At 62.7% G+C, this 25,475-nt stretch carries 29 protein-coding genes and 3 tRNA genes; 10 read left to right on the forward strand and 22 right to left on the reverse strand.

Going from position 1 to position 25,475, the window contains the following annotated elements; genetic code table 11:
* Positions 1-2: 2 nt before the first annotated feature.
* The 15 genes from MKI86_RS01955 to MKI86_RS02025 all read right to left on the reverse strand — a co-directional run bounded on the left by MKI86_RS01955 (position 3) and on the right by MKI86_RS02025 (position 12,173).
* Positions 3-617 carry an NADH-quinone oxidoreductase subunit J gene (locus MKI86_RS01955; protein ID WP_241596405.1) on the reverse strand — a complete coding sequence of 205 codons (615 nt, stop codon included), beginning with the start codon at positions 615-617 and terminating at the stop codon, positions 3-5.
* 98 nt (positions 618-715) lie between these two features.
* On the reverse strand, positions 716-1,207 hold the full coding sequence (gene nuoI, locus MKI86_RS01960; protein ID WP_023513863.1) for an NADH-quinone oxidoreductase subunit NuoI: 492 nt from the start codon (positions 1,205-1,207) through the stop codon (positions 716-718).
* A 36-nt stretch (positions 1,208-1,243) separates the two neighbouring features.
* Positions 1,244-2,290, reverse strand: coding sequence for an NADH-quinone oxidoreductase subunit NuoH (nuoH, locus tag MKI86_RS01965; RefSeq protein WP_241596408.1), 1,047 nt, complete (start codon positions 2,288-2,290; stop codon positions 1,244-1,246).
* 20 nt (positions 2,291-2,310) lie between these two features.
* Entirely contained in the window at positions 2,311-4,389 is a 2,079-nt protein-coding gene (nuoG, locus tag MKI86_RS01970) for an NADH-quinone oxidoreductase subunit NuoG (RefSeq protein ID WP_241596411.1), read from the reverse strand.
* A 99-nt stretch (positions 4,390-4,488) separates the two neighbouring features.
* Positions 4,489-5,133 carry a helix-hairpin-helix domain-containing protein gene (locus MKI86_RS01975; protein ID WP_241596413.1) on the reverse strand — a complete coding sequence of 215 codons (645 nt, stop codon included), beginning with the start codon at positions 5,131-5,133 and terminating at the stop codon, positions 4,489-4,491.
* A gap of 4 nt (positions 5,134-5,137) precedes the next feature.
* Positions 5,138-6,442 (reverse strand): NADH-quinone oxidoreductase subunit NuoF, encoded by a 1,305-nt coding sequence (gene nuoF, locus MKI86_RS01980; RefSeq protein WP_241596415.1) that lies wholly within the window; start codon positions 6,440-6,442, stop codon positions 5,138-5,140.
* A gap of 11 nt (positions 6,443-6,453) precedes the next feature.
* Positions 6,454-7,587, reverse strand: coding sequence for an NADH-quinone oxidoreductase subunit E (locus MKI86_RS01985; protein WP_241596417.1), 1,134 nt, complete (start codon positions 7,585-7,587; stop codon positions 6,454-6,456).
* Between the two features lie 16 nt (positions 7,588-7,603).
* Positions 7,604-7,843 carry a hypothetical protein gene (locus MKI86_RS01990; RefSeq protein ID WP_241596419.1) on the reverse strand — a complete coding sequence of 80 codons (240 nt, stop codon included), beginning with the start codon at positions 7,841-7,843 and terminating at the stop codon, positions 7,604-7,606.
* Entirely contained in the window at positions 7,843-9,033 is a 1,191-nt protein-coding gene (locus MKI86_RS01995) for an NADH-quinone oxidoreductase subunit D (protein WP_134652282.1), read from the reverse strand. Before MKI86_RS01995 ends, MKI86_RS01990 begins: the two co-directional genes overlap by 1 nt.
* 48 nt (positions 9,034-9,081) lie before the next feature.
* Positions 9,082-9,687, reverse strand: a complete 606-nt coding sequence (locus tag MKI86_RS02000; protein ID WP_241596421.1) for an NADH-quinone oxidoreductase subunit C — start codon at positions 9,685-9,687, stop codon at positions 9,082-9,084.
* A 17-nt stretch (positions 9,688-9,704) separates the two neighbouring features.
* On the reverse strand, positions 9,705-10,280 hold the full coding sequence (locus tag MKI86_RS02005; protein ID WP_241596423.1) for a NuoB/complex I 20 kDa subunit family protein: 576 nt from the start codon (positions 10,278-10,280) through the stop codon (positions 9,705-9,707).
* On the reverse strand, positions 10,271-10,636 hold the full coding sequence (locus MKI86_RS02010; protein ID WP_064329771.1) for an NADH-quinone oxidoreductase subunit A: 366 nt from the start codon (positions 10,634-10,636) through the stop codon (positions 10,271-10,273). Before MKI86_RS02010 ends, MKI86_RS02005 begins: the two co-directional genes overlap by 10 nt.
* Positions 10,637-10,937: 301 nt before the next feature.
* Positions 10,938-11,825, reverse strand: coding sequence for a prohibitin family protein (locus MKI86_RS02015; protein WP_241596426.1), 888 nt, complete (start codon positions 11,823-11,825; stop codon positions 10,938-10,940).
* Between the two features lie 148 nt (positions 11,826-11,973).
* A tRNA-Asp gene (locus MKI86_RS02020) sits at positions 11,974-12,050 on the reverse strand.
* A gap of 46 nt (positions 12,051-12,096) precedes the next feature.
* Positions 12,097-12,173, reverse strand: a tRNA-Asp gene (locus MKI86_RS02025).
* A 244-nt stretch (positions 12,174-12,417) separates the two neighbouring features.
* Here MKI86_RS02025 and MKI86_RS02030 point away from each other — a divergent pair.
* Positions 12,418-12,493, forward strand: a tRNA-Val gene (locus tag MKI86_RS02030).
* A 185-nt stretch (positions 12,494-12,678) separates the two neighbouring features.
* Here MKI86_RS02030 and MKI86_RS02035 read toward each other — a convergent pair.
* Both MKI86_RS02035 and MKI86_RS02040 read right to left on the reverse strand, forming a co-directional pair.
* The gene (locus tag MKI86_RS02035; RefSeq protein ID WP_241596428.1) at positions 12,679-12,987 is read right to left on the reverse strand and encodes a hypothetical protein; all 309 of its coding nucleotides are present in this window, start codon (positions 12,985-12,987) and stop codon (positions 12,679-12,681) included.
* A 110-nt stretch (positions 12,988-13,097) separates the two neighbouring features.
* The gene (locus MKI86_RS02040) at positions 13,098-13,247 is read right to left on the reverse strand and encodes a hypothetical protein (protein ID WP_241596430.1); all 150 of its coding nucleotides are present in this window, start codon (positions 13,245-13,247) and stop codon (positions 13,098-13,100) included.
* A gap of 149 nt (positions 13,248-13,396) precedes the next feature.
* On the opposite strand from MKI86_RS02040, the gene MKI86_RS02045 reads away from it, so the two are divergent.
* Both MKI86_RS02045 and otsA read left to right on the forward strand, forming a co-directional pair.
* Positions 13,397-13,660 carry a sunset domain-containing protein gene (locus MKI86_RS02045; protein WP_241596432.1) on the forward strand — a complete coding sequence of 88 codons (264 nt, stop codon included), beginning with the start codon at positions 13,397-13,399 and terminating at the stop codon, positions 13,658-13,660.
* A gap of 222 nt (positions 13,661-13,882) precedes the next feature.
* Complete coding sequence (otsA, locus tag MKI86_RS02050) at positions 13,883-15,307, forward strand: alpha,alpha-trehalose-phosphate synthase (UDP-forming) (protein ID WP_241596433.1); 1,425 nt, start codon at positions 13,883-13,885, stop codon at positions 15,305-15,307.
* On the opposite strand, the gene MKI86_RS02055 is transcribed toward otsA, so the two are convergent.
* On the reverse strand, positions 15,297-15,569 hold the full coding sequence (locus tag MKI86_RS02055) for a hypothetical protein (protein WP_370879863.1): 273 nt from the start codon (positions 15,567-15,569) through the stop codon (positions 15,297-15,299). The genes otsA and MKI86_RS02055 overlap by 11 nt on opposite strands.
* Positions 15,570-15,706: 137 nt before the next feature.
* Between MKI86_RS02055 and MKI86_RS02060 the strand changes: the two genes are divergently transcribed.
* Together MKI86_RS02060 and MKI86_RS02065 are read left to right on the forward strand one after the other, a co-directional pair.
* Positions 15,707-15,964, forward strand: a complete 258-nt coding sequence (locus tag MKI86_RS02060; RefSeq protein WP_241596435.1) for a PepSY domain-containing protein — start codon at positions 15,707-15,709, stop codon at positions 15,962-15,964.
* Between the two features lie 22 nt (positions 15,965-15,986).
* On the forward strand, positions 15,987-16,136 hold the full coding sequence (locus MKI86_RS02065; RefSeq protein ID WP_241596437.1) for a hypothetical protein: 150 nt from the start codon (positions 15,987-15,989) through the stop codon (positions 16,134-16,136).
* Positions 16,137-16,294: 158 nt separating this feature from the next.
* Here the strand turns inward: MKI86_RS02065 and MKI86_RS02070 are convergent, their stop codons facing one another.
* The 4 genes from MKI86_RS02070 to MKI86_RS02085 all read right to left on the reverse strand — a co-directional run bounded on the left by MKI86_RS02070 (position 16,295) and on the right by MKI86_RS02085 (position 19,369).
* Positions 16,295-16,624 carry a hypothetical protein gene (locus tag MKI86_RS02070; RefSeq protein ID WP_241596439.1) on the reverse strand — a complete coding sequence of 110 codons (330 nt, stop codon included), beginning with the start codon at positions 16,622-16,624 and terminating at the stop codon, positions 16,295-16,297.
* Between the two features lie 81 nt (positions 16,625-16,705).
* Positions 16,706-16,969, reverse strand: coding sequence for a hypothetical protein (locus tag MKI86_RS02075; protein WP_241596442.1), 264 nt, complete (start codon positions 16,967-16,969; stop codon positions 16,706-16,708).
* Positions 16,970-17,188: 219 nt separating this feature from the next.
* Positions 17,189-17,944: a histidine utilization transcriptional repressor HutC gene (hutC, locus tag MKI86_RS02080; RefSeq protein WP_370879864.1), complete on the reverse strand. Its 756-nt coding sequence runs from the start codon at positions 17,942-17,944 to the stop codon at positions 17,189-17,191.
* A gap of 78 nt (positions 17,945-18,022) precedes the next feature.
* A complete protein-coding gene (locus MKI86_RS02085; RefSeq protein ID WP_241596447.1) occupies positions 18,023-19,369 on the reverse strand; it encodes a formimidoylglutamate deiminase in 1,347 nt (448 codons plus the stop codon).
* A gap of 104 nt (positions 19,370-19,473) precedes the next feature.
* On the opposite strand from MKI86_RS02085, the gene hutI reads away from it, so the two are divergent.
* The 5 genes from hutI to MKI86_RS02110 are packed head-to-tail and all read left to right on the forward strand — an operon-like array spanning position 19,474 to position 25,356.
* On the forward strand, positions 19,474-20,697 hold the full coding sequence (hutI, locus tag MKI86_RS02090) for an imidazolonepropionase (RefSeq protein ID WP_241596450.1): 1,224 nt from the start codon (positions 19,474-19,476) through the stop codon (positions 20,695-20,697).
* Positions 20,698-20,738: 41 nt separating this feature from the next.
* Complete coding sequence (hutH, locus tag MKI86_RS02095) at positions 20,739-22,274, forward strand: histidine ammonia-lyase (RefSeq protein WP_241596454.1); 1,536 nt, start codon at positions 20,739-20,741, stop codon at positions 22,272-22,274.
* A gap of 1 nt (position 22,275) precedes the next feature.
* Positions 22,276-23,076 carry an N-formylglutamate deformylase gene (gene hutG, locus MKI86_RS02100; protein WP_241596456.1) on the forward strand — a complete coding sequence of 267 codons (801 nt, stop codon included), beginning with the start codon at positions 22,276-22,278 and terminating at the stop codon, positions 23,074-23,076.
* Positions 23,077-23,092: 16 nt separating this feature from the next.
* On the forward strand, positions 23,093-24,769 hold the full coding sequence (hutU, locus tag MKI86_RS02105; protein WP_241596458.1) for a urocanate hydratase: 1,677 nt from the start codon (positions 23,093-23,095) through the stop codon (positions 24,767-24,769).
* Positions 24,769-25,356 (forward strand): HutD/Ves family protein, encoded by a 588-nt coding sequence (locus MKI86_RS02110; protein ID WP_241596460.1) that lies wholly within the window; start codon positions 24,769-24,771, stop codon positions 25,354-25,356. Before hutU ends, MKI86_RS02110 begins: the two co-directional genes overlap by 1 nt.
* The last annotated feature ends 119 nt before the right edge of the window (positions 25,357-25,475 follow it).

Consider the following 25,475-nt stretch of genomic DNA (forward strand, 5'->3'; position numbering starts at 1 on the left):
CCTCAGATGCCCTGTCCGGGCTTCACCTTGACCACCTCGACGGCGGTTTCCGGCGTGCGGGCAACCTGCTGCGAGATGTTCTGGCGCTTGATGTTTGGCTTGTGGCGCAGCGTCAGCACGATCGCGCCGATCATGGCGACGAGCAGCACGAGGCCGGCGATCTGGAAGTAGTAGGCGTAGTGCGTATAGAGCACGTCACCGAGCGCTGCCGTGTTGGTGCGTTCCGATACCGGCGGGATCGGCATCGACACGTTCGAGGCGATTTCCGGCGAAAGCGTCGAACCGCCGATGACCACGACGAGTTCGATGGCCAGGATAACGCCGATCAGCGCGCCGACCGGAGCATATTCAAGAACGCCCGCGCGCAAGGCGGCGAAGTCGATGTCCAGCATCATGACGACGAAGAGGAAGAGAACCGCGACGGCGCCGACATAGACGACCAGCAGGATCATCGCCAGGAACTCGGCGCCCGTCAAAAGGAACAGGCCCGCCGCGTTGAAGAAGGTGAGGATCAGGAACAGCACGGAGTAAACCGGGTTCCTCGACGCGATCACCATGAAGGCGGACGCCACCGCCACGAAGGCGAACAGATAGAAGAATAGAGCCTGCAGACCCATTTTGGTGCCTTTTCGTCTTCCCCGGAGAAGGTCCCCCTTCCCCGTCGAAGCCTGACGACCCTCTCGTCAGGCACTTGAAATTCAATACGCCCAGCCGATCAGCGGTAAGGCGAGTCCATCGCGATGTTGCGGGCGATTTCCCGCTCCCAGCGATCGCCGTTCTCGAGGAGCTTCTGCTTGTCGTAGTAGAGCTCTTCGCGCGTCTCGGTCGAGAACTCGAAGTTCGGACCTTCGACGATGGCGTCAACCGGGCAGGCTTCCTGGCAGAAGCCGCAATAGATGCACTTCACCATGTCGATATCGTAACGCACCGTGCGGCGGGTGCCATCGTTGCGGCGCGGGCCGGCCTCGATGGTGATGGCCTGAGCAGGACAGATCGCTTCGCACAGCTTGCAGGCGATGCAGCGCTCTTCACCGTTCGGGTAACGGCGCAGCGCATGCTCGCCGCGGAAGCGCGGAGAGACCGGGCCCTTTTCGAAGGGATAGTTCACCGTTGCCTTCGGGCGGAAGAAGTAACGCATCGACAGGAAGAACGCGCCGACGAATTCCTTGAGGAACAGCGAATTTACGGCTTGCGAAAGACTAGCCATTTCAAGCTCCAATGCTGCTGAGGCGAGAGACGGTCATCATGGCGACCAGCCCGTGAGCTTCAGCACGAATGCGGTAATGACGACCATGGCAAGCGAGATCGGAAGGAAGACCTTCCAGCCCAGACGCATGAGCTGATCGTAGCGGTAGCGCGGCACGAAGGCCTTCACCATCGCGAACATGAAGAAGACGAGAAGCGCCTTCAGGACGAACCATACGATGCCCGGAACCCAGTTCAGGAACCAGACGTCGACCGGAGGCAGCCAGCCTCCGAGGAAGAGGATCGTGGTCAGCGCGCACATCAGGCAGATGGCGGCATATTCGCCGAGCATGAACATCATGTACGGGGTGGAGCCGTACTCGACCATGAAGCCGGCGACGAGTTCGGATTCCGCTTCCGGAAGGTCGAAAGGCGGGCGGTTCGTCTCGGCCAGCGCCGAGATGAAGAAGATCACGAACATCGGGAACAGCGCCAGCCAATGCCAATCGAGGAACGACGGCGGCAGGCCGAGACGGGTGCCGAGACCATCGCTCTGGGCGTTGACGATATCAGACAGGTTCAGCGAACCGACGCAGAGCAGCACGGTCACAATGACGAAGCCGATCGACACTTCGTAGGACACCATCTGCGCCGCGGAACGCAGCGCACCAAGGAACGGGTACTTCGAGTTCGAAGCCCAGCCGCCCATGATGATGCCATACACTTCGAGCGACGAGATCGCGAAGATGTAGAGAATGCCGACATTGATGTTGGCGATCATCCAGCCGTCATTGACCGGGATCACCGCCCAGGTCGCCAGCGCCAGCGTCACGGAAACCAGCGGAGCGAGCAGGAAGATGACCTTGTTGGCCGTGGCCGGGATCACCGGCTCCTTGAAGACGAACTTCAGAAGGTCGGCAAACGACTGGAGAAGACCGAAGGGGCCGACGACGTTCGGGCCGCGGCGCAGCTGTACCGCCGCCCAGATCTTGCGGTCTGCCAGAAGGATGAAGGCGATCGACACCAGAAGCAGCACCAGCAGCAGAAGCGACTGGGCCACCATGATGAGACCGGGCCAGACATAGGTCGAAATGAAAGCGTCCATAACGTCTTATTCCTTCGCGCTCATTCCGCCGCGGCTTTGAAATTGTTGCGGGCAAGCGCCGAGCATTCGGCCATGACCGCGGAGGCGCGCGCTATCGGGTTCGTCAAATAGAAGTCTTTGATCGGAGACGCAAACCCGGAATTCGCCATCGTCCCGCCTTTTTTCGCAAGGGCCGAGAGATCGGCGATTTCGCTTGGTGCGATCTCGTCGATCGCGGCGAAATGCGGGTGCGCGGCATAGAGTTTTGCGCGCAGCTGGACGAGCGAATCGAACGGCAGCTTCTTGCCGAGCACGTCGGAAAGCGCACGCAGGATCGCCCAGTCCTCGCGGGCATCGCCCGGTGCGAAGCCGGCGCGGTTGCCCATCTGGACGCGGCCTTCGGTGTTGACCCAGGTGCCCGACTTTTCGGTATAGGTCGCGCCCGGCAGGATGACGTCGGCGACATGCGCCGCGTTGTCGCCGTGCGAGCCAATATAGACCGTGAAGGCGGACTTCTTCGAGAAGTCCATCTCGTCGGCGCCGAGCAGGAAGAGCACGTCCGTGCCGTCCAGCATCTCGGCAGCCGTCTTGCCGCCCTCGCCCGGCACGAAACCGAGGTCGAGCGCACCGACGCGGGCAGCGGCGGTGTGAAGCACGGCAAGACCGTTCCAGTCGGCCGTGACCGCGCCGACCTTGTCGGCGAGTGCAGAGACGGCCGAGAGAACGGCCAGACCATCGGCGCGCGACAGTGCGCCCTGGCCGACGATGATCATCGGACGCTCGGCCTTCTTCAGCGTTTCGGCAAACGAGATCGAACCGTTGACGAGGCCGGACAGCGTATCCGTGCCGGCGCCGAGATATTCGTAGCCGTAGCGCAGTTCACCCTGCTCGCCGATCACACCGATCGGGAAGTTGTCCATGCGCCAACGCTTGCGAATGCGGGCGTTGAGCACGGCGGCTTCGAGACGCGGGTTGGAGCCGACGATGAGCAGCGCGTCGGCCTGCTCGATACCTTCGATGGTCGGGTTGAAGATGTAGCTGGCGCGACCGAGCGACGGGTCGAGCACCGACCCGTCCTGGCGGCAATCGATGTTCGTCGAACCGAGCGAAGTCATCAGTTCGCGCAGTGCGTAGATTTCTTCGACGGAGGCCAGATCGCCGGCGATGGCGCCGATGCGGTCGCCCGGCTTGCCGGCAACGGCAGCCTTGATGGCGCCGAAGGCCTCGGCCCAGGAGGCAGGCTGCAGACGGCCGTCCTTGCGGACATACGGGCGGTCGAGACGCTGGGTCTTCAGGCCGTCCCAGATGAAGCGGGTCTTGTCGGAGATCCACTCTTCGTTGATCTCTTCATTGACGCGCGGCAGGATGCGCATGACTTCGCGGCCGCGCGTATCGACGCGGATCGCCGAGCCGACGGCATCCATCACGTCGATGGATTCGGTCTTGTTCAGTTCCCACGGCCGCGCCGTAAAGGCGAAGGGCTTGGAGGTCAGCGCGCCGACCGGGCAAAGGTCGACCACGTTGCCCTGAAGCTCGGAGGTCATCGCCTGCTCGAGATAGGTGGTGATCTCGGCATCTTCACCGCGGCCGATGAGGCCAAGCTCGGTAATGCCGGCAACCTCGGTCGTGAAACGAACGCAACGCGTGCAGTGAATGCAGCGGTTCATGATCGTCTTGACGAGCGGGCCGATATACTTGTCTTCGACTGCGCGCTTGTTTTCAGCGTAGCGCGACGAATCGATACCGAAGGCCATCGCCTGGTCCTGCAGGTCGCATTCCCCGCCCTGGTCGCAGATCGGGCAATCCAGCGGGTGGTTGATGAGCAGGAATTCCATCACGCCTTCGCGGGCCTTCTTGACCATCGGCGTGGTCGTGAAGACTTCCGGCGCTTCGCCGTTCGGGCCGGGGCGCAGGTCGCGCACGCTCATGGCGCAGGAGGCCGCCGGCTTCGGCGGGCCGCCCTTCACCTCTACGAGGCACATGCGGCAGTTGCCGGCGACCGAAAGCCGCTCGTGGAAACAGAAGCGCGGAACTTCGGCGCCCGCCTCCTCGCACGCCTGAAGCAGCGTGAAGTGGTCAGGGACTTCGATTTCTTTTCCGTCGACGATCAGCTTTGCCATATCTCAATCCCGCTTTGACGCGAAACCGCGTCTCACCAGCGCCATTCTCTCTCCGGCCTTCGGCCCGGGTCGTATGCCCCAGGCCTCCGCCCTTCGTTTCTACTGCCGGTCCGGGCGGGTCTTTCCCCTGCCCTTCGCCAGCGTTCTTGCCTGCTCCACCCAGCCATCGCGGGCAATCCGCCCGCCGGCGCCAAGTTCGGCCTCGATCCTTGCCACATCCGCGTCCCCAAGGGCTGCGATGTCGGCGTAGCGCGTGAAGCCCATGCCGTTCAGCACCTGCTCCAGCTTCGGCCCGATGCCCGAAATCATCTTCAGGTCATCCGCCTTGGCGGTCTTCTTCACCGGTACCTTGCGCACCGGCTTTGCTTCCACCGTGCTCGGCGTCGCGGTCTTTTCCCGCGCCACCTTCGCCTTCAGTTCGGCCGCAGGCGTTTCCGCCTTCGCCGCCGGTTCCTTCGGCACAACCCTCAGCACCGGCTTTGCCCTGACCGAATCTGTCCTGGCCTTGGCCTGCCCCGCCGCGCCCTGCATCAGCCCCAGCATCGCACCGGCCATCTGGCCGGCAAGGCCGAAACCGATAGCCGCCGTCGCGGCCATTGCCGCAGCCGGATGCGCCATCAGCGGATGCAGCGGCACATCGGGCACTTCCTTCAGCCACTGCGCCATCCCGAAAGGATCGTCGCCGGCCGCTTCGGCCGGCGGGACATTGGTGGCATTTGCATCCTGTCCGGCCGGCGTCTTCATCGCCTTACTCCGCGGCTTCCAGCACCGCGCCATGCGCCATGGCATTGGCGGTGTACTGGTCGATCCGCGCCTCGATCTCGGGGCGGAAGTTGCGGATGAGGCCCTGGATCGGCCAGGCGGCCGCGTCGCCGAGCGCGCAGATCGTGTGACCTTCGATCTGCTTGGTAACGTCGAACAGCATGTCGATCTCGCGCTTCTGCGCGTTGCCGCGAACCATGCGCTCCATGACGCGCATCATCCAGCCGGTGCCTTCACGGCACGGCGTGCACTGGCCGCAGCTCTCATGCTTGAAGAAGGCCGAGATACGCCAGATCGCCTTGATGATATCGGTCGAGCGATCCATTATGATCATGCCGCCGGTGCCGAACGAGGACTTAACCTCGCGCAGGCCGTCGAAATCGAGCGTGACGTTCATCATGTCCTCGGCCTTGACGACCGGGCAGGATGCGCCGCCGGGAATGACCGCAAGCAGGTTGTCCCAGCCGCCGCGAATGCCGCCGCCGTGCTTTTCGACCATCTCCTTGAAGGAGATGCCCATGCTTTCCTCAACGGTGCAGGGCGTGTTGACGTGGCCCGACATCATGAACAGCTTGGTGCCGACATTGTTCGGACGGCCGAACGACGAGAACCAGCCGGCGCCGCGGCGCAGGATCGTCGGGGTAACGGCGATCGACTCGACGTTGTTGACGGTGGTGGGGCAGCCGTAGAGGCCCATATTGGCCGGGAACGGCGGCTTCAGGCGCGGCTGGCCCTTCTTGCCCTCGAGGCTTTCGAGCAGTGCGGTCTCTTCGCCGCAGATATAGGCGCCGGCGCCATGGTGGACAAAGACGTCGATGTCGTAGCCGAGCTTGTTGTTCTTGCCGAGAAGGCCCGCGTCATAGCACTCGTCAATGGCCGCCTGAAGCGCCTCGCGCTCACGGATGAACTCGCCGCGCACATAGATGTAGGCAGCGTTAGCCCCCATGGCGAAGGACGCGACGACGCAACCCTCGATCAGCGTATGCGGATCGTGGCGCAGGATATCGCGGTCCTTGCAGGTGCCGGGCTCTGATTCGTCGGCATTCACGACGAGGTAATGCGGACGGCCGTCCGATTCCTTCGGCATGAAGGACCATTTGAGGCCGGTCGGGAAGCCGGCGCCGCCGCGGCCGCGAAGGCCGGACGCCTTGATCTCGTTGATGATCCAGTCACGGCCCTTTTCGAGAAGCTGCTTGGTGCCGTCCCAATGGCCGCGCGCCATGGCGCCCTTCAGCGACTTGTCCTTGGTGCCGTAGATATTGGTGAAGATGCGATCCTGATCTTTAAGCATGGTTCACCTCTTTACCGCGGCTTCTTGCCGAAAACGCGGATGTATTCCGCTTCGCCGCCCTTGGCGAGCGCCTTGGCCTGCTTGACCCAGTCGTCGCGCTCGATGCGGCCCTTGAAGTTCAGATAGCCGTCGACCCAGTCGCGCTCGGCCTTCTTCCACGATGCGACCTGCGCAAAGGTGAAGATGCCGAGTTCGTGCAGGGTACCCTCGATCTTCGGACCGACGCCGGAGATCAGCTTGAGGTCGTCGACCGCTGCCGGGCGCTCGATGCCGGCCGGACGATTCTTGTCGTCCAGCGAGGGCTTTGCAACAGCAGCAGTTGACTGCTTGTCGGCGGCGTCGCCACCTTCGGCGCGCGTTTCACCCTTCACCTTGGCATTGGCGGCGGCTTCTGCCTTGGCAGTCAGCGGCGTCTTGACCGTCGGATCGGTTTCGGCAGCATCCGTCTTCGGCTTGGCGGCATTCGACGGGGGAACGCTTACGCTTTCATCCGCCGTCTTGCGGCTGCGGCCAGTCGTCTTGCCGGCGGCGGCGTCCGGCGCCGTAAGGCTGGTGAGACCGCCGGCAGGCGCGGAGAAGACACGCTCGACCTGCGGACCGGTCGCCACTTCAGCGCCCTTGCCCGCGTCGAAACGGTCGATGATGGTCTCGAGCTGATCGGGCGTCAGGTCTTCGTAGCTGTCCTTGAAGATCATGATCATCGGCGCGTTGACGCAGGCACCCTGACACTCGACCTCTTCCCAGGAGAGCGTGCCGCTCTCGTTGCGGTGGAAGGGCTCCGGATGGATGCGCTTCTTGCAGACTTTGATCAGATCTTCCGCGCCGCGCAGCATGCAGGGCGTGGTGCCGCACACCTGGATGTGGGCGCGCGTGCCGACCGGCAGAAGCTGGAACTGCGTGTAGAAGGTCGCGACTTCGAGCACGCGGATATAGGCCATGTCGAGCATGTCGGCGACGGATTCGATTGCCGCCTTGGTGACCCAGCCATCCTGTTCCTGTGCCCGCATGAGCAGCGGGATAACGGCCGACTGCTGGCGGCCCTGCGGATACTTGTTGATGGTCGCCTTGGCCCAGGCCGCATTCTCCTCGGTGAAGGCGAAGCTGGCGGGCTGAACATTATCATCGGCTAGTCGACGAACGGACATTCTGTAACGCCTTGTCTCAGTTAATCTGCCGGCACTGCGTTCTCGTCGTGTTGACGAATTCGCAGGCGTAGACAGACTTCTCTTTCTGCATGAATAGGACGTAACGGCTGCCATTCGGCGCCGCCGCCTTGATCTCATAGCCCTGACCTGCCAGCTGGCCGATCGTCGTGGACGCATTGCCTTCGCCGCCCTCCTGCGCAAGCGCAGGCGTGGCGGCAAGGACAGCGGCGACGATGGCTAGGGCGGCTTTCGGCATCAGCGGTCCACCTCGCCGAACACGATATCCAGCGAACCCAGGATCGCCGAGACGTCGGCGAGCTGATGGCCGCGACAGATGAAATCCATCGCCTGCAGGTGGGCATAGCCCGGGGCGCGGATCTTGCAGCGATACGGCTTGTTGGTGCCGTCTGCGACGAGATAGACGCCGAATTCGCCCTTCGGCGCTTCGACGGCTGCATATACCTCGCCGGCCGGCACGTGATAGCCCTCGGTATAAAGCTTGAAGTGGTGGATGAGCGCTTCCATCGAGCGCTTCATCTGACCGCGCTTCGGCGGAACCATCTTGCCGTCGATGGAGGAGACCGGGCCGACCTTGGCATCGCCGAGCAGGCGATCGACGCACTGGCGCATGATCTTCGCCGATTCGCGCATCTCGATCATGCGGATGACGTAGCGGTCATAGCAGTCGCCGTTCTTGCCGATCGGAATGTCGAAGTCGAGGTCGGAATAGCACTCGTAGGGCTGCGAGCGGCGCAGGTCCCAGGCAGCTCCCGAACCGCGTACCATGACGCCGGAGAAGCCCCAGGCCCAGCAGTCTTCAAGCTTCACGACGCCGATGTCGACGTTGCGCTGCTTGAAGATACGGTTGCCGGTCAGAAGCGCGTCGATATCATCGACGGTCTTGAGGAACGGGTCGATCCACTTGCCGATGTCTTCCACCAGTTCGTGCGGCAGGTCCTGATGCACGCCGCCCGGACGGATATAGGCCGAGTGCATGCGCGCGCCGCAGGCGCGCTCGTAGAACACCATAAGCTTTTCACGCTCTTCGAAGCCCCAGAGCGGCGGCGTCAGCGCGCCGACGTCCATGGCCTGGGTCGTCACGTTGAGCAGATGCGACAGGATGCGGCCGATTTCGGAATAGAGCACGCGGATCAGCTGTCCGCGGATCGGAACTTCCGTACCCGTCAGCTTCTCGACGGCCAGAGCGAAGGCGTGCTCCTGGTTCATCGGCGCCACGTAGTCGAGGCGGTCGAAATAGGGAACGGCCTGAAGATAGGTCTTCGTCTCGATCAGCTTCTCGGTGCCGCGGTGCAGCAGGCCGATATGCGGATCGACGCGCTCGACGATTTCGCCGTCCAGCTCGAGAACCAGACGAAGAACCCCGTGCGCCGCAGGGTGCTGCGGGCCGAAGTTGATGTTGAAATTGCGAACGTTGTGCTCGTTCATACCGCTTGCTCCAGAGGCCGGCGCCCTATCGGGCCACGTGACCCAAAATCAGTTCGTCTTCGCCTTCTCATCACCCGGAAGCACGTAGTCCGTGCCTTCCCAGGGGGAGAGGAAGTCGAAGTTACGGAATTCCTGCTTCAGCTCGACCGGCTCGTAAACGACGCGCTTGACCTCGTCGTCATAGCGCACTTCCACGAAACCGGTCGTCGGGAAGTCCTTGCGCAGCGGGTGCCCCTCGAAACCGTAGTCGGTGAGGATGCGGCGCAGGTCCGGATGGCCGGTAAAGAGAATGCCGTACATGTCGTAGGCTTCGCGCTCGAACCAGTCCGCGCCCGCATAGACGGAACAGGCCGAAGGAACTGGAACGTCCTCGCCTGTGGCGACCTTGATGCGGATGCGCAGGTTCTGGCGCGGCGACAGGAGATGATAGACCACGTCGAAGCGCTCGGCCCGCGCCGGCCAGTCGACGCCGCAGATATCGATAAGATTGACAAAACCGCACTGCACGTCATCGCGCAGGAACGTCAGAAGCTCGATGACGCGCGTGCCGTCGGTCTTCAAGGTGAGTTCGCCATAGGCGATGTCGGCGGACGAAACCAGACCGCCGGCAACTTCGCCGATGTGGGAGGAGAGCTCCCGCAGAGCTTCGCTCATATCTAAGTCCCCTGCCCTTAACGCTCGATCGTACCGGTCCGGCGAATCTTCTTCTGCAGCAGGAGCACACCGTAGAGGAGTGCTTCCGCCGTGGGAGGACAGCCTGGTACATAAATGTCGACCGGCACCACGCGGTCACAGCCGCGCACCACCGAATAGGAATAGTGATAGTAGCCGCCGCCATTGGCGCAGGAGCCCATCGAGATGACGTAGCGAGGCTCCGGCATCTGGTCATAGACCTTGCGGAGCGCAGGCGCCATCTTGTTGGTCAGCGTGCCGGCGACGATCATCACGTCGGACTGACGCGGGCTGGCGCGCGGCGCAAAGCCGAAGCGTTCGACGTCGTAACGCGGCATGGAAAGCTGCATCATCTCGACGGCGCAACAGGCCAGGCCGAAGGTCATCCACATCAGCGAGCCGGTACGGGCCCAGGTGATAAGTTCATCCGTGGAGGTGACGAGAAAACCCTTGTCGGCGAGCTCGTTGTTGATCTCGCCGAAGAAGGCATCGTTGCTGCCAATGGGCTTGCCGGTCGAGGGATCGATGATCCCCTTCGGCTGCGGCGCGACGAGCGTGCTGGATGCTACTCCCATTCGAGTGCTCCCTTCTTCCATTCGTAGATAAAGCCGATGGTCAGGACACCGAGGAAAACCATCATCGACCAGAAGCCGAACCAGCCCATGTCGCCGAAGGACACGGCCCACGGGAAGAGGAAGGCCACTTCGAGGTCGAAGATGATGAAGAGGATCGACACCAGATAGAAGCGGATGTCGAATTTCATGCGCGCATCGTCAAAAGCGTTGAAGCCGCACTCGTAAGCGGAAAGCTTTTCCGAATCAGGGGCCTTGTATGCGACGGCAAACGGCGCGACCAGCAGCGCAAGGCCGATCACAAGCGCGATACCGATGAAGATGGCGATCGGAATATAGGAACCGAGAAGTTCAGTCATTGGCGTCCATCCTGCCTGCGATCGGCGCCGGAGAGACGCCTGTTGGTTCAAGACCTGCAAGCCGATAAAGTATGTTGCAACGCCCTGTCGTTAGCGCAGCGAGCGCCCCCGCGCAAGGCTTTGTCCCGCTTTCGCCGTAATCAATCTGCGCTTTTGAGACAGGAGTGGCACAAGCCCGCGGGAAGCCGTTTAAATCGTTACGATTTCATGACGGGCGGCGTTCGGGGCGTTTCGCCGCAGGCGCGGCCTGAAAACCGCGCCTGCGCGTTTGTTACCTTAGACGGGGGCCGCAGTTCGGCTCTTAATTCGGATTGAGGTTGAGCATGGGGACGGCGCCGCCCGGCAGCATGGTGCGCGGGAGCTGACCATCCCACTTTTCCGCCTGCGTCAGCGCCACGAGGCCCGGATTGTCCTTCAGCGCATCGCCGCGCGCCTTGATCGCTTCGGCCTCGGCCTCACCGCGCAGGCGGATCGCTTCCGATTCGGCCTGCGCCGCCAGCCTGACGGCATCGGCCTGCGCCTGGGCCTCCGCACGCCGCGCATCGGCCTGGGCGCGCGCCTGCGTCACCGTGATTTCCGCCTGCACCTTTTCACGCTCGGCGTTCTGCCGCAGGCGCTGCACTTCCACCTCGGCCAGCATGCGCTGCTCGATGCTCGCCTCATAGGCATCCGAAAAATCGATATTCTCGATCTGAACGCTATCTATAAGGACAGGACCTGAGACGCCTTGCTGGATGGCAGACGCGATTTCCGCGTTGAGCCGCCCGCGCTCCTGGATCGCCGTGACCGCATTGAAGCGGCCGAACACCGTCTTCGTCTCCTCGAAGACCTTGCGCTCGATCAGACGCGACAGAAGACCGTCCTCCCCGCCATAGGTGGCATAGACTTCCTGCACGCGGTCCGCGGGGATGCGATAGTTCACGGAAAGACGAATCTCGGCCGGCTGCTGGTCACGGCTGTAGGCCTCCATCTTTTCATAGACCACGGCCTTGGACTGCACGGACACACGCACGATCGAATCGATGAGCGGCAGCTTGAAGCCGAGGCCGGGCTCGGCCGTGCCGGAAATGGCGCCGTAGCGCAGGATCACCCCGCGCTCTCCCTGGTCGACGGTGAACCAGGAGCCGAACAGAATGCTGAGCGCGACAAGCGCAGCGCACCCGGCCAGAATCATCGTGACGTTTCGCATGCGAATCCTCTCTCGTTTTTGACGCGTCGCTATATCCAGACGGAGAGAGGCCCGCAAACATTCAGCTTAAGGGGAGAAAAACAAACCGAATCGCAGCTCGTTCTTAACATGAAGAAAAAGCTGGAAGAAACTGGAAGAAAAAGAAGAATGGCGCGAGTGACGGGGCTCGAACCCGCGACCTCCGGCGTGACAGGCCGGCACTCTAACCGACTGAGCTACACCCGCGCATCTTTTGGACCTTAAGTCCCGGATGATGTTCCGGCCTTTCGAGTGGCGCGAGTGACGGGGCTCGAACCCGCGACCTCCGGCGTGACAGGCCGGCACTCTAACCGACTGAGCTACACCCGCATCCTCGAAAGCGACCGGATGACAAGGCATCCGTCCCGAGCGGCCTTGGCCGTTCGATGAGCGGCTAACTACGGGGTTCGTCTTTGGGTGTCAAGCAGGTTTCAAGACAAAAGAATGACGCTGCACGAAATGTTTCCACACCCTCCCGCATCATCAGCGCGACCTTCAAAAAAATGCAGAAAACTTTGCAATTGCCTCTTGCGGTTCGATCCGGTTCCGCATAGATCACAGCCACCAACGCGGCGGGCGATTAGCTCAGTTGGTAGAGCGCCTCGTTTACACCGAGGATGTCGGGAGTTCGAGTCTCTCATCGCCCACCATATTCATTCGCGCAAGGCTCTGTTTACAGGGCCTTTTTGCTTTTTGGGGTTTCGGAACTCCTCATCTCCTCTGACGCGATCTTGAGGTTTCCACCTCGCCTATTGTGTCTCTGGCCCCATGTCATGCGATACCCGCCAGCGTGGAGGCCGCGGATGGTCGGCACCTGGACGGAATGGCCGTGCGCCTACGGCTGCGCTGGGAAAATCTCGTAGTTCGCCCACACGCTTCGGCCGATGTCTGCGGCGGTCGCCCATTGCGCGTCAGAAGGGTTGAGCAAGGTCAGGAAGCCGCTTTTTGCGTCGATTTCATCGGGGCTTCGAAAGCCTTGTTCGCACTCCTCGCAATGACCGTACACGTCACCGGTATCGGTCTCGCGGAAGAGAAACAGCCGTCCATTGCGGCACGCGGGGCAATTGCCAGCATGATACGTGGTCGTGGAGGCTATGGTGGATGGGGCGGAACGGAAAGTCCAGGCACGAAAACCGGACGTCATGAAGGACGGCCCCCCGCTGGAAGTTCTGGTGGTGGAAGGACCTCCACCTGATCAGCGCTTTCGCGAACCACATTAGCCCCGCACCCAATATGGCCGCAGACTCATCAGTATTATTCCACGGGCCCGACGGCCGGCGCCGGTACGATGGCGCCATCGCCGGTCTCGGGAGATCGCGGGTCAACCTCGATGAGAAGAACGCTTACCACGAGGGCCGCGAGGGCGATGAGGAGAGCGGTGAAGACGATGCCGGTTCTGTCCATGCCCATATCCTGCATTGTAATGTGCAAAAGCTGAGGCGACGCGACGATATATCCACCCAACTCCCCAGAATGGCATTGCACCGCCCAGCGATTACAACTTTACGTAATCATTACATCGCCGCGAAACACCTTTCGTCTATCGTGGCGGCATGAGCAACTTCACCTATCTCGTTGCCGGCGCCTCGATCGCCAGCTTCCTTGCTGCGGGCGGACACGCACTCATTCCGCGCGAAGCCTACGATCCCGCCTGCAATATCAAGGGCAACATCTCCTATAATGGTGGCGCTCGGATCTACCATGTACCCGGCCAGCATTATTATCAGGACACCAAAATCAGCTACGGCAGGGGCGAGCGGTGGTTCTGTACGGAAGCCGAAGCACAGGCTGCCGGCTGGCGCCGCGCGGGCTACTGATTCCATTGCCCGCAGCACTTGCCGTTGGTCCTGGGTGGCTGGCGGACCGAGCGCCGGTCTTTCTTTTTCGGAACCAAATCGGCACCGGCGTGTTCATACTGCATTGCAATATGAAATCTGCTGGCCTGCCTCTTCCTGGCGCGGTCGTGCCGTCATCATGGATTGCCTTCCGGAGGTTTTCCTGCCGAGCGATGGGCCAGCCCAGACATGGTTCAAAAGCTCATGAGTCGTCTCATCGTCGTTTCCAATCGCGTCCCTCTTCCCTCAAAGAGCGGGGCAGCGTCCGCCGGCGGCCTGGCTGTCGCGCTTCAATCGGCTCTGGCCGCGCGCGGCGGGTTGTGGCTCGGCTGGTCGGGAAAGATATGCAGTGACGAGCCCGTCGGGCCGCTGACAATGCTCAAGGACGGCAATATCGAATACGCCTTGACCGATCTCACGGATTTGGACGTCGAGGAATATTATCAGGGTTTCGCCAATCGCGTGCTTTGGCCGATCTGCCATTATCGGCTGGACCTTGCCGAATATGGCCGCCGGGAGATGACGGGATACTTTCGCGTCAACCAGTTCTTCGCCAGCCGCCTGCTTCCGCTGATCCAGAAGGACGATGTCATCTGGATCCACGATTACCACCTCATTCCCCTTGCGGAGGAACTTCGCCGACAAGGCGTGAAAAACCGGATAGGCTTCTTCCTGCACATACCATGGCCGGCGCCGGACGTTTTCTTGGCGATGCCGGTTCATGACGAATTGTTAAAGAGCCTGACTGCCTATGATGTCGTCGGCTTCCAGACCCGCCAGGATCGCGAGAATTTCGCGGAATGCCTGTCGCGGCAGGATATCGGTGAGCGACTCGGCAAGGAGGCTTTCACCGCCGCAGGTCGCAGCTTCATCGCACGGCCCTACCCGATCGGCATCGAGACCGACGAATTCACAAAACTGGCGCGCCAGGCGGCCAACACCACGCTGCACAAGCGCATGCGCCAGAGCCTCGACGGCAAGGAACTCATCATCGGCGTCGATCGTCTTGATTATTCCAAGGGCATCACCCAGCGCATCGATGCCTTCGAGACGTTTCTGACGCGGCATCCTGATTATCAGCGCAAGGTCACCCTGTTGCAGATCACGCCGAAATCGCGCTCCGAGGTGCCGGAATACGAGGCGATGCAGAAAACGGTCGCGGAACAGGCAGGGCGCGTGAACGGGGCGCTCGGCACGGTGGACTGGGTGCCCATCCGGTATGTCAACCGCTCCCTGCGCCGGCCCGCTCTCGCGGGCCTGTACCGCATGGCCAAGGTGGCTCTCGTGACGCCGCTTCGCGACGGCATGAACCTTGTCGCCAAGGAGTTCGTCGCGGCGCAGGACGAGGATGATCCCGGCGTTCTGCTTCTTTCACGCTTCGCAGGCGCTGCCCATGAACTGAAGGAAGCGGTGCTGGTCAATCCCTACGATGTCGAGGGAACCGCCGACGTCATCGCGCGCAGCCTTGCCATGCCGCTTGAAGAGCGTCAGGCGCGCTGGAGAGGCATGATGACGACGCTGCGCGAAAACAACGTGTTCACCTGGTGCGATACTTTTCTCGGAGATCTCGCCGGAAACGGCGAGGTTGCGAGTAATGAACAGCCCGCTTTGAAACGGGTCAGTTGCTGACGGGACCGTAGAGGCGCCGGCTCACGATCTCGAGCGAACGGTCCGGCGCAATTCGATAAATCTCAACATATTGCTGCCCCGTCACCGCGTCGGTCAGACTGTGGCTGAAAGTACTGCCGATGGGCGCCCTGGTCAGTTTCGTATGAGGCTGGCCATTATAGGTAATGCTGCCAGGCACCGGGGTTAACCCCTGTGCAAAGGCGGACGATGACGCAAGGAGTGCGGCACAGCCGAAGATCGAAAACATGGCGATATGAAACATCAGAGCATCCTTTCGTCTCTAATCTGGAACGCTTTGATAGGTTCCGGGCCAGCCAGAATTTGCGTTCTGCGCGCCCCTTGTGGAACTTCATCCCACGCAGGTCGTTTCGTGTCTGCAATTGAAATGGAGTGTGAACGATGAAAAGAGCCGTCATCCTTATTGGCCTTCTCGCAGCCTTTCCCGCCGCCGCCCAGCAGGCCGACAAACCGACACCCGAAGCAGGCAAGAAGCCCTCGGAAATCTTGGCGATGATCGAGCAACGGCCGGATTTCGCCCGTCTGGACGAGATGTCATGGGAAGATGAAGGTTACTACGAAATCGTCTACCACACGAGCGACAAGGCTCGTGTTGAGGTCAATGTCGATCCGATGGGCAAACCCGTCGAGCATCGCTAAACAACCACCGTCGGGAGAAAAGATGCAGATGCGATTCAGCCCGACTGGACTGGGGCTTATCCTCACCTTCGTTGTCATCATAGGCTCGGTTCTGAGCCTCGCGGTGCTTAAAAGCCAGGGAGCGAACGCTGAGATCGTGACCGATGCAGCGGCCGAATCAAATGGCCAGTAATCTCGACCATGGGATAGAAGGGCGGGCCACCCCGCTGCAGTAGCGAAATACTGTTACCTAATAGCAATCACCCTGCATCACAAACGCAAGACAACAAACAAACCATCATAAAAATTGCATACGCCGCCGCCGGAGTACGGCGGCGGCGTATGTGTATATTACTTTGCGTTCACGAACTGGCAGATCGCACCGGCGTTCGCGTCGTCCTTGTTGGTCTGAGAAGCGGCGTCGCACTTGCGCTTCACTTCCGCGCGCTGATCGTCCGACAGTTTTGTCCAGCGATCCGACCATTCAGCCTGCGGGCGCATCGTCTTGTTCGTGGAGTCACTAAAGAAGACTTCGCCGGTCGCACCCGACCAGACCTGATGATTATCGCCGGCAGCCTGATTCACAGCCGAGTTATCGGCTTCGCCGCCGGATGACTGTGCGTAGGCAGAAACGCTCATGAATGCAGCTGCAGCCGCTACGGTTACCAGTTTCAAGTACATGTTTTATCTCCTCGTTTGGCGGTCAATCCGCATGCAGGAGATAATACGGCGACCGAGCAAATGTTCCCCGGCGGATGCGGCCTAGTGTGTCGTTGGGATATCGTCTTCCTCGAGGAAGGAATGAATGCCGTCGCGGGCGATGGTGGCGAGGAACTCGTCGAAGGCTTCGCGATCGGTGGCGAAGGGTTCGTCCCACTCAAACAGATCTTCGTTCTGGGTGACGACTTCCAGCTTCCAGTCGTTCTGCGTGCCGGCCGGGCGGTAGATATCGACGAGCACCGTTATATCGTCTTCGGTGTATTCTCCGGAGAGCTCCGAATGTTCCAGCTTGGGCTTCTTGGTCATGGCGGCTCGTCCTGGAGGCGATGCCGGATCGTGCGCTCCGGCTCGCGTGATCGAAGGAAATTAGGGCAGGAACGGCCTGCGTGATCTCGCGGCAGCGACGTGACGTCAATCGATCGCCCGACCCCGATCTAAAACTACCGGCAGTCGCGTTCCTGAAATTGTTCTGACAGAGCAGGCGCCGTGCGTCCACCCATTCCGTAGCGTGCCCACGGCTTCTTATCAGGCGAGCTTGGGATGCGTCGGAGCGAATTCGGCAACGAGTTCATGCTTTTCACCGGGATAGGTGAGCCGCACATGGGTCACGTAGAGACCGCCGCTCCAGGTGCGGCGCTCGACCACAAGGCACGGCGTGCCCGGCGCGATAGCGAGAAGCCCGGCCACACGGCCATCAGCGCCAACGGCGCGGATACGATGCTCGGCAGCACTCCAGGGCACGCGGCTGATCAGCCATGCACCCGGGGCGATGTCGCCGAAGGTCTCGTTTGCAACCTCCGGCACCGCGGCGTGATTGATGAGACGCTCCTCCAGGCAGAACGGTTGGGCGCCTGCAAAATGCAGCGCCATGACTTCGATCACCCGTGCCGCCTCCGGCAGATCCATCAGGCGCCGGTCAGCGGCCCTTGCGGGACGGTCGAGGCGCGCGCGCTGCTCATAGCGATAGGGCAGTCCCAGTTGCTCCACCTCCAGGCGGATGTCGTGGATTTCCAGCACTGCGGATTGCGCATGGGGATGGGTGACGAAGCTGCCGGATTTGCGCCGGCGCTCGATCAGGCCGCGCTTGACCAGTTCGATGATCGCCTTGTTCACCGTCATGCGCGAGCACCCGTACTGTTCGGTCAGCTCATGCTCGAAGGGGATGCGATGGCCGGGCGGCCACTCACCCGACAGAATCCTGCCCTCCACATCCTCCAGGATGCGGCGATGCAAGGAGGGGGTTTTGGCCCCAGCTTCCAGGCTTTCCTCGCCGGTGGACATGCGCATCTCCGTTGCCGGACGCAGATTCGCCGGTCTTTCAATGTCATAGAAAAGGCCGTCCCGCCTTTCAATATGCGCTCAGACGGCGGCGAGCGCGCGCATGACAGATGCGAAGCGTCGGCCGATCGCCTCACGTTCTGCGTGGCATCCGGCTTCGACCCGCTTTTGGCCGTTCACCCAGACACAATCGACCATCGCGGCATTGGCAAAGATCCAGCCGTCGAGAAGCGCATCGCCCTCCAGATCGAGACCATGGCGTGCCTTCAGGCTGACGAAATTCGCCGCTTGGCCGGTCGCGATGCCAGAAGCGGCACCGAGTGCTGCGGCACCGCCTGACAGCGCGCCGTCGAACAGCGCGCGGCCTGTCGAGCCGCCGGGCGTCGCCAGCACATTGCGGGCGCGATGAGCAAGACGCTGCGAGTATTCGAGCTGGCGCAATTCATCCGGCAGACCGATCAGCACGTTCGAATCGGAGCCAACGCCGAACCGCCCACCGGCAGCGAGGAAATCGGCCGCCGGGAACGTGCCGTCCCCCAGATTGGCTTCGGTGACGGGGCACAGGCCGGCAATGACACCGGCCCTTGCCATGCCGGCGGTTTCGGTCTCCGTCATGTGCGTGGCATGGATGAAACACCAATGGCCATCGACAGGCTGGCTGTCGAGCAGCCATTCCACCGGCCGACGTCCAGACCAGGCGATGCAGTCCTCGACCTCCTTGACCTGCTCGGCGATATGAATGTGAACCGGCGCCTTGCCCGCCATGGCGACGACGGCGGAAAGCTCGTCCGGCGTCACCGCGCGCAGGCTGTGGGGGGCGACACCGGTGATGCCGGCCGGCATCGTGTCCGTCAGCGCACGGCATCGCTCCAGCAGCAGAGCGAAGGAATCGCGATCATTGATGAACCGGCGTTGCCCTTCGCCCGGCACGGTCCCGCCGAAGCCGGCATGGGCGTAAAACACCGGCAGCAGGGTCATCGCGATGCCGGTTGCCGACGCAGCCGCTACGATGCGGGCAGCCATTTCGGCGATATCCGCATAGGGACGGCCGTCCTTGTCGTGGTGCAGGTAGTGGAATTCGCCAACGCGGGTGAAGCCGGCTTCCAGCATTTCCACGTAGAGCTGGGCGGCAACGGCCTCCACGTCGTCAGGCGTCATGGAGAGCGCGAACCGGTACATGACGTTGCGCCAGCTCCAGAACGAATCGCTGCCCGGCCCGCGCATTTCGGCAAGCCCGGCCATGCCGCGCTGGAAGGCGTGGCTGTGCAGGTTCGGCATGCCGGCAACGATCGTGTCGTGCCGTTCGTCTCCGGCCTCAGGTGCCTTGTCCGTCTCCAGCGCCTCGATACGACCCGCCGTGATGTGCAGCCGCACGTTCTTCGCCCAGCCGCCCGTAAGCAGCGCCTGCCTTGCGTGAATGACGGACATTGTTCCCTCGTTCGCTGCCTCTCGTGCGCGGCGTCAAATTGACCCTTGCGCGCCTCATCATTATGTATATACATTATAGCCCTCACAGGGAAGAGGCAATCGCGATGACGACATCGGAAAAGGACAAGCCCCGCGTCTGGCGCCATGCGCATCTTGCCACGCTTGATGAACGCTTCCCCGGGCTCGGCATCATCGAGAACGGCGCGATTGCCGTTGAAGATGGCCGCATCGCCTTCGCCGGCCCTGAGTCGGCGCTGCCCGCCGCATTCGCCGGCGCAGAGACCGTGGATTGCGAGGGGCGCTGGATCACGCCGGGTCTGATCGACTGCCACACCCACCTCGTGCATGCCGGCGACCGTGCCCAGGAATTCGAGCTTCGCCTCGCCGGCGCCTCGTATGAAGAGATCTCACGGGCAGGCGGCGGCATCGTCTCCTCGGTCAAGGCGCTGCGCGCGGCGAGCGAGGACGAACTGGTGCGCCAGACGCTGCCCCGTCTCGATGCGCTGATCGCCGAGGGCGTGACGACGGTGGAGATCAAGTCCGGCTATGGACTCGATACCGAAAACGAGCTGAAGTCGCTGCGTGCGGCGCGCCGCATCGCCGACGAGCGTGATGTCACGGTCCGCACGACCTTCCTCGGGGCACACGCTCTTCCAACCGAAATGAACGGCGACAGGACGGCCTATATCGACAAGGTGGTGGGCGAAATGCTGCCGGCCGTCGCAGCCGAAGGACTGGCGGACGCCGTCGACGGCTTCTGCGAGGGCATCGCCTTCTCGCCCGAGGACATGGCACGGGTCTTCGACACGGCAACGGCTCATGGCCTGCCGGTCAAGCTCCATGCCGACCAGCTTTCCAACCTGCATGGCGCCGAACTTGCCGCCCGCTATGGCGCGCTTTCGGCCGATCATCTCGAATATACCGACGATGCCGGTGCTGCGGCCATGGCGAAGGCCGGCACCGTCGCCGTCATCCTGCCGGGCGCCTTCTATTTCATCCGTGAAACGAAGAAGCCGCCGGTCGAGCTTTTCCGCAAGCACGGCGTGAAAATGGCCGTCGCCACCGACAGCAATCCCGGCACCTCGCCGCTGACCTCGCTTCTCCTCACCATGAACATGGCCGCGACCCTGTTCGGCATGACCGTCGAGGAGTGCCTTGCCGGCACGACGCGCGAGGCCGCGCGCGCGCTCGGCCTGGTCGATGAAGTAGGAACGCTGGAGACCGGAAAATGGGCCGATTTCGTCCTTTGGGACATCAGCCGGCCGGCGGAACTGGTCTACCGCATGGGCTTCAATCCCATGCATGCCCGCGTCCGCAGCGGACAATAATCGCTCTTTGCGCAGCACAGTGCTGCATCGGGGAATGAACCATGACGATCACGCTTCACCCGGGCTCCGTGCCCCTGAAAACCCTTGAGACCCTTTACTGGACCGGCGAGGCCACGCGTCTCGATGCATCCTTCGACGCCGGCATCGCAAGAGCCGCCGCGCGAATTGCCGAGATCGCCGCGGGCGACGAGCCGGTCTACGGCATCAATACCGGCTTCGGCAAACTCGCCTCCATCAAGATCGCCCCGGCGGATGTCGCCACACTCCAGCGCAACCTCATTCTCTCGCATTGCTGCGGCGTCGGCAAACCGCTTGCCGAAAACATCGTGCGCCTCATCATGGCGCTGAAGCTCATCTCGCTCGGCCGCGGCGCTTCGGGCGTGCGCATCGAGATCGTCCGCCTCATCGAAGCCATGCAGGAAAAGGGCGTCATCCCCGTCATTCCCGAACAGGGCTCCGTCGGTGCGTCGGGCGACCTCGCTCCCCTCGCCCATATGACGGCCGTGATGATCGGCGAAGGCGAGGCCTATCATGCCGGCAAGCGGCTGCCGGGCGGCGCGGCCCTCGAAAAGGCCGGCCTCAAGCCGGTCGTGCTGGCCGCCAAGGAAGGCCTGGCGCTGATCAACGGCACGCAGGTTTCGACGGCGTTGGCGCTTGCCGGCCTGTTTCGCGCCCACCGCGCCGCCCAGGCTGCCCTTGTGACCGGCGCGCTTTCGACGGACGCCGCGATGGGTTCGTCGGCACCGTTCCATCCCGATATCCACACGCTGCGCGGCCATCAGGGCCAGATCGATGCCGCGGCGGCATTGCGGGCGCTGCTCGCCGGCTCCGTCATCCGCGAGAGCCACATCACCGGCGACGAGCGCGTGCAGGACCCCTATTGCATCCGCTGCCAGCCGCAGGTCGACGGCGCCTGCCTCGATCTCCTGCGTTCGGCCGCCCGCACGCTTGAAATCGAAGCCAATGCGGTCACCGACAATCCGCTGGTGCTCTCCGACAACAGCGTGGTGTCCGGCGGCAACTTCCACGCCGAACCGGTCGCCTTCGCCGCAGACCAGATCGCGATCGCCGTTTGCGAGATCGGCGCGATTGCCCAGCGCCGTATTGCGCTTCTGGTCGATCCTGCCCTCTCCTTCGGCCTGCCGGCCTTCCTCGCCAAAAAGCCGGGCCTCAACTCGGGACTGATGATCGCGGAAGTGACCTCTGCCGCCCTGATGAGCGAGAACAAGCAGATGGCGCACCCGGCCTCGGTCGACTCGACGCCGACCTCCGCCAACCAGGAAGACCACGTCTCCATGGCCTGCCACGGCGCCCGTCGCCTGCTGCGCATGACGGAAAACCTTTCCGCAATCGTCGGCATCGAAGCCGTGACGGCCGCGCAGGGGGTCGAATTCCGTGCGCCCCTCGTCACCAGCCCGGAGCTGCAGAAGGTCGTCGCCGCGTTGCGTACCGTCGTCGCCACGCTGGAAGAGGATCGCTACATGGCGCCGGATCTCAGCGCCGCCGGCACCTTCGTGTCGTCCGGCGCGCTCGCCGCCTCCGTCACCAAGGGCATTCTGCCGGTGCTGGGGGGCTGACATGGCGGTGTTCGAGACCCACCAGGGCACCTCGCCCCTCATCCTCGCCTTCCCGCACACGGGCACCGACGTGCCCGCCGCCATATGGGAACGCCTGAACGACAACGGCCGCATCCTCGCCGATACCGACTGGCACATCGAACGTCTCTACGACGGCCTGCTGCCGAACGTGACGACGGTGCGCGCCACATTCCACCGCTATGTCATTGACGCCAATCGTGATCCGGCCGGCGTCAGCCTCTATCCCGGCCAGAACACGACCGGTCTTGTTCCGGAAACGGATTTCGATGGCAAGCCGATCTGGAAGGACGGGCAGGCACCGACAGAGGCAGATATCGCAGACCGGCTCGCCAATTTCCACGCGCCGTATCATGCAGCCCTTGCCGCAGAGATAGAGCGCATCAAGGCGATCCACGACGTGGCAATCGTCTACGATTGCCACTCGATCCGTTCGCTTATTCCCTTCCTGTTCGAAGGCAGGCTGCCGGGTTTCAACGTCGGCACCGACATGGGACGGACTTGCGCCCGCGAAATCGAAAGAGCGGCCTACGAGGTCTGCGCCAATGCTGAGGGCTATACGAGCGTCCTCAACGGCCGCTTCAAGGGCGGGTGGACGACGCGCCATTACGGCAGGCCGGAAACGGGCGTGCACGCCATCCAGATGGAACTGGCGCAAATCAGCCACCTTGCGACCGAGGCCCCGCCCTTCGCCTATGACGAAGACAAGGCCGCGCGGCTGCGGGTCCACCTCAAAGACATCCTCCACCGCATCGCGGCGCTTGCCGCCACCCTTCCACACTGATCCGGGAGACGCAGCCATGACCGATAATCCCCGCCACAATATCCGCGAGGTCCGTGCCGCCACCGGTACCGAGCGCACCGCCAAGAGCTGGCTGACCGAAGCGCCGCTGCGCATGCTGATGAACAATCTCGACCCCGATGTGGCAGAGAACCCGCACGAACTGGTCGTCTACGGCGGCATCGGCCGCGCCGCCCGCACCTGGGCGGATTTCGACAGGATCGTCGCCTCGCTGCGCGATCTCGAAGACAACGAGACGCTCCTGGTGCAGTCCGGCAAGCCCGTCGGCATCTTCCGTACGCATAAGGATGCGCCGCGCGTGCTCATTGCCAATTCCAACCTCGTGCCGCACTGGGCCACCTGGGACCATTTCAACGAGCTGGATAAGAAGGGGCTTGCCATGTACGGCCAGATGACGGCCGGCTCGTGGATCTATATCGGCTCGCAGGGCATCGTTCAGGGCACCTACGAGACCTTCGTGGAAGCCGGCCGCCAGCATTATGGCGGTAGCCTCAAGGGCAAGTGGGTGTTGACCGGCGGCCTCGGCGGCATGGGCGGCGCCCAGCCGCTCGCCGCCGTCATGGCCGGCGCGTCGTGCCTTACCGTGGAGTGCAACCCCGATTCCATCGAATTCCGCTTGCGCACCCGTTATATCGACGAGAAGGCCGAAACGCTCGACGAGGCGCTCGCCATGATCGACCGCTGGACGAAGGCCGGCGAGGCCAAGTCCGTTGGCCTGCTTGGCAATGCCGCCGAAATCCTGCCGGAAATGGTTCGCCGCGGCATCCGCCCCGACATGGTGACGGACCAGACCTCCGCCCACGACCCAATCAACGGCTACCTGCCGAAGGGCTGGACGATGGCCGAGTGGAAGGCAAAGCGCGAAAGCGACCCGAAGGCCGTCGAAAAGGCCGCCCGCGCCTCCATGCGCGAGCATGTCGAAGCCATGATCGCCTTTCAGGATATGGGGATCCCGACCTTCGACTACGGCAACAACATCCGCCAGGTCGCCAAGGACGAAGGCCTGGAAAACGCCTTCGCCTTCCCGGGCTTCGTGCCCGCCTATATCCGCCCGCTGTTCTGCCGCGGCATCGGCCCGTTCCGCTGGGCCGCGCTGTCGGGCGACCCAGAGGACATCTACAAGACCGACGCCAAGGTGAAGGAACTGCTGCCCGACAACAAGCACCTGCACAACTGGCTGGACATGGCGAAAGAGCGCATTTCCTTCCAGGGCCTGCCGGCGCGCATTTGCTGGGTCGGGCTCGGTGACCGCCACCGCCTCGGCCTCGCCTTCAACGAAATGGTCCGGAATGGCGAGTTGAAGGCGCCCGTCGTCATTGGCCGCGACCATCTCGATTCGGGCTCCGTCGCCTCGCCCAACCGCGAGACGGAAGCGATGAAGGATGGCTCGGACGCCGTGTCAGACTGGCCGCTGCTCAACGCGCTTCTCAACACCGCCTCTGGCGCGACCTGGGTGTCGCTTCATCACGGTGGCGGCGTTGGCATGGGCTTCTCGCAGCATTCGGGCGTCGTGATCTGCTGCGACGGCACGGATGACGCCGCCGAACGTATCGGTCGTGTCCTGTGGAACGATCCGGCGACCGGCGTCATGCGCCATGCCGATGCCGGCTACGACATCGCGCTCGACTGCGCGAAGGAAAAGGGCCTGCGCCTGCCCGGCATTCTGGGCAACTGATGGCAACGCTCTTGCGCAACGCAGACCATCGCCGCATGCCGTGGAAGAACGGCGGCGGGGAGACGGTCGAGGTCTTCGTGCATCCGCAAGGTGCGGGCCTTACCGATTTCGGCTGGCGTGTCAGCATGGCGACGGTCGCGAGCGACGGGCCGTTCTCCGTTTTTCCCGGCATCGACCGCACGCTGACAGTCCTGTCGGGTGACGGCATGGCGCTGTCCATCGACGGGTTCGGCGACAGGCTGCTGACGCCGTCCTCCGAACCGCTGGCCTTCCCCGCCGACGCGCCGACGACGGCCCGCCTGACGGGCGGCCCGATCACCGACCTCAACGTGATGACCCGGCGTGGCCACTTCGAGCATACTCTCTCACGCCATACCGCAGACGGGTCATTCACACTTGCCGCCGCGTGCGGGACGCGCCTGCTGCTGCCGCTTGATCCACTCGGCGTCGCCACGCCCGATGGCCTTGTCGGTCTCCAGCCACTGGATGCACTGCTGATCGACGTCAATATGCAGATCGAGGTGATCCCGGCGGGCGATCAGGCCACGTTCTACGATATCCGCATCCTTCCCCACACGCCTTCCTGATAGGCCTCGGCCGTGTCATGCGCATAAGCTGAAATGATAGCTAATATCATGGCTATCTATTTCGTTTATGCAGGTGTGCGCGCTACCGTCACGCCAGGTCACAATCACAACAGGGGAAC

Origin of the sequence: Shinella sedimenti, from assembly GCF_022601905.1 — a bacterium.
Classification (GTDB): Bacteria; Pseudomonadota; Alphaproteobacteria; order Rhizobiales; family Rhizobiaceae; genus Shinella; species Shinella sedimenti.

Coding starts and splice junctions, on each gene's coding strand:
- hutC (WP_370879864.1), bottom strand. CDS start 17,944: ATGTCCACCGGCGAGGAAAGCCTGGAAGCTGGGGCCAAAACCCCCTCC.
- MKI86_RS02040 (WP_241596430.1), bottom strand. CDS start 13,247: ATGGACAGAACCGGCATCGTCTTCACCGCTCTCCTCATCGCCCTCGCG.
- MKI86_RS02045 (WP_241596432.1), top strand. CDS start 13,397: ATGAGCAACTTCACCTATCTCGTTGCCGGCGCCTCGATCGCCAGCTTC.
- MKI86_RS02005 (WP_241596423.1), bottom strand. CDS start 10,280: ATGGGAGTAGCATCCAGCACGCTCGTCGCGCCGCAGCCGAAGGGGATC.
- otsA (WP_241596433.1), top strand. CDS start 13,883: ATGAGTCGTCTCATCGTCGTTTCCAATCGCGTCCCTCTTCCCTCAAAG.
- MKI86_RS02015 (WP_241596426.1), bottom strand. CDS start 11,825: ATGCGAAACGTCACGATGATTCTGGCCGGGTGCGCTGCGCTTGTCGCG.
- MKI86_RS01975 (WP_241596413.1), bottom strand. CDS start 5,133: ATGAAGACGCCGGCCGGACAGGATGCAAATGCCACCAATGTCCCGCCG.
- MKI86_RS02055 (WP_370879863.1), bottom strand. CDS start 15,569: ATGTTTCATATCGCCATGTTTTCGATCTTCGGCTGTGCCGCACTCCTT.
- MKI86_RS02110 (WP_241596460.1), top strand. CDS start 24,769: ATGGCAACGCTCTTGCGCAACGCAGACCATCGCCGCATGCCGTGGAAG.
- MKI86_RS01990 (WP_241596419.1), bottom strand. CDS start 7,843: ATGCCGAAAGCCGCCCTAGCCATCGTCGCCGCTGTCCTTGCCGCCACG.
- nuoG (WP_241596411.1), bottom strand. CDS start 4,389: ATGGCAAAGCTGATCGTCGACGGAAAAGAAATCGAAGTCCCTGACCAC.
- MKI86_RS02000 (WP_241596421.1), bottom strand. CDS start 9,687: ATGAGCGAAGCTCTGCGGGAGCTCTCCTCCCACATCGGCGAAGTTGCC.
- nuoH (WP_241596408.1), bottom strand. CDS start 2,290: ATGGACGCTTTCATTTCGACCTATGTCTGGCCCGGTCTCATCATGGTG.
- MKI86_RS02075 (WP_241596442.1), bottom strand. CDS start 16,969: ATGACCAAGAAGCCCAAGCTGGAACATTCGGAGCTCTCCGGAGAATAC.
- MKI86_RS02035 (WP_241596428.1), bottom strand. CDS start 12,987: ATGACGTCCGGTTTTCGTGCCTGGACTTTCCGTTCCGCCCCATCCACC.
- MKI86_RS01985 (WP_241596417.1), bottom strand. CDS start 7,587: ATGTCCGTTCGTCGACTAGCCGATGATAATGTTCAGCCCGCCAGCTTC.
- hutI (WP_241596450.1), top strand. CDS start 19,474: ATGACGACATCGGAAAAGGACAAGCCCCGCGTCTGGCGCCATGCGCAT.
- hutU (WP_241596458.1), top strand. CDS start 23,093: ATGACCGATAATCCCCGCCACAATATCCGCGAGGTCCGTGCCGCCACC.
- MKI86_RS02065 (WP_241596437.1), top strand. CDS start 15,987: ATGCAGATGCGATTCAGCCCGACTGGACTGGGGCTTATCCTCACCTTC.
- MKI86_RS02085 (WP_241596447.1), bottom strand. CDS start 19,369: ATGTCCGTCATTCACGCAAGGCAGGCGCTGCTTACGGGCGGCTGGGCG.
- MKI86_RS02060 (WP_241596435.1), top strand. CDS start 15,707: ATGAAAAGAGCCGTCATCCTTATTGGCCTTCTCGCAGCCTTTCCCGCC.
- hutG (WP_241596456.1), top strand. CDS start 22,276: ATGGCGGTGTTCGAGACCCACCAGGGCACCTCGCCCCTCATCCTCGCC.
- nuoF (WP_241596415.1), bottom strand. CDS start 6,442: ATGCTTAAAGATCAGGATCGCATCTTCACCAATATCTACGGCACCAAG.
- MKI86_RS02010 (WP_064329771.1), bottom strand. CDS start 10,636: ATGACTGAACTTCTCGGTTCCTATATTCCGATCGCCATCTTCATCGGT.
- MKI86_RS02070 (WP_241596439.1), bottom strand. CDS start 16,624: ATGTACTTGAAACTGGTAACCGTAGCGGCTGCAGCTGCATTCATGAGC.
- nuoI (WP_023513863.1), bottom strand. CDS start 1,207: ATGGCTAGTCTTTCGCAAGCCGTAAATTCGCTGTTCCTCAAGGAATTC.
- MKI86_RS01955 (WP_241596405.1), bottom strand. CDS start 617: ATGGGTCTGCAGGCTCTATTCTTCTATCTGTTCGCCTTCGTGGCGGTG.
- hutH (WP_241596454.1), top strand. CDS start 20,739: ATGACGATCACGCTTCACCCGGGCTCCGTGCCCCTGAAAACCCTTGAG.
- MKI86_RS01995 (WP_134652282.1), bottom strand. CDS start 9,033: ATGAACGAGCACAACGTTCGCAATTTCAACATCAACTTCGGCCCGCAG.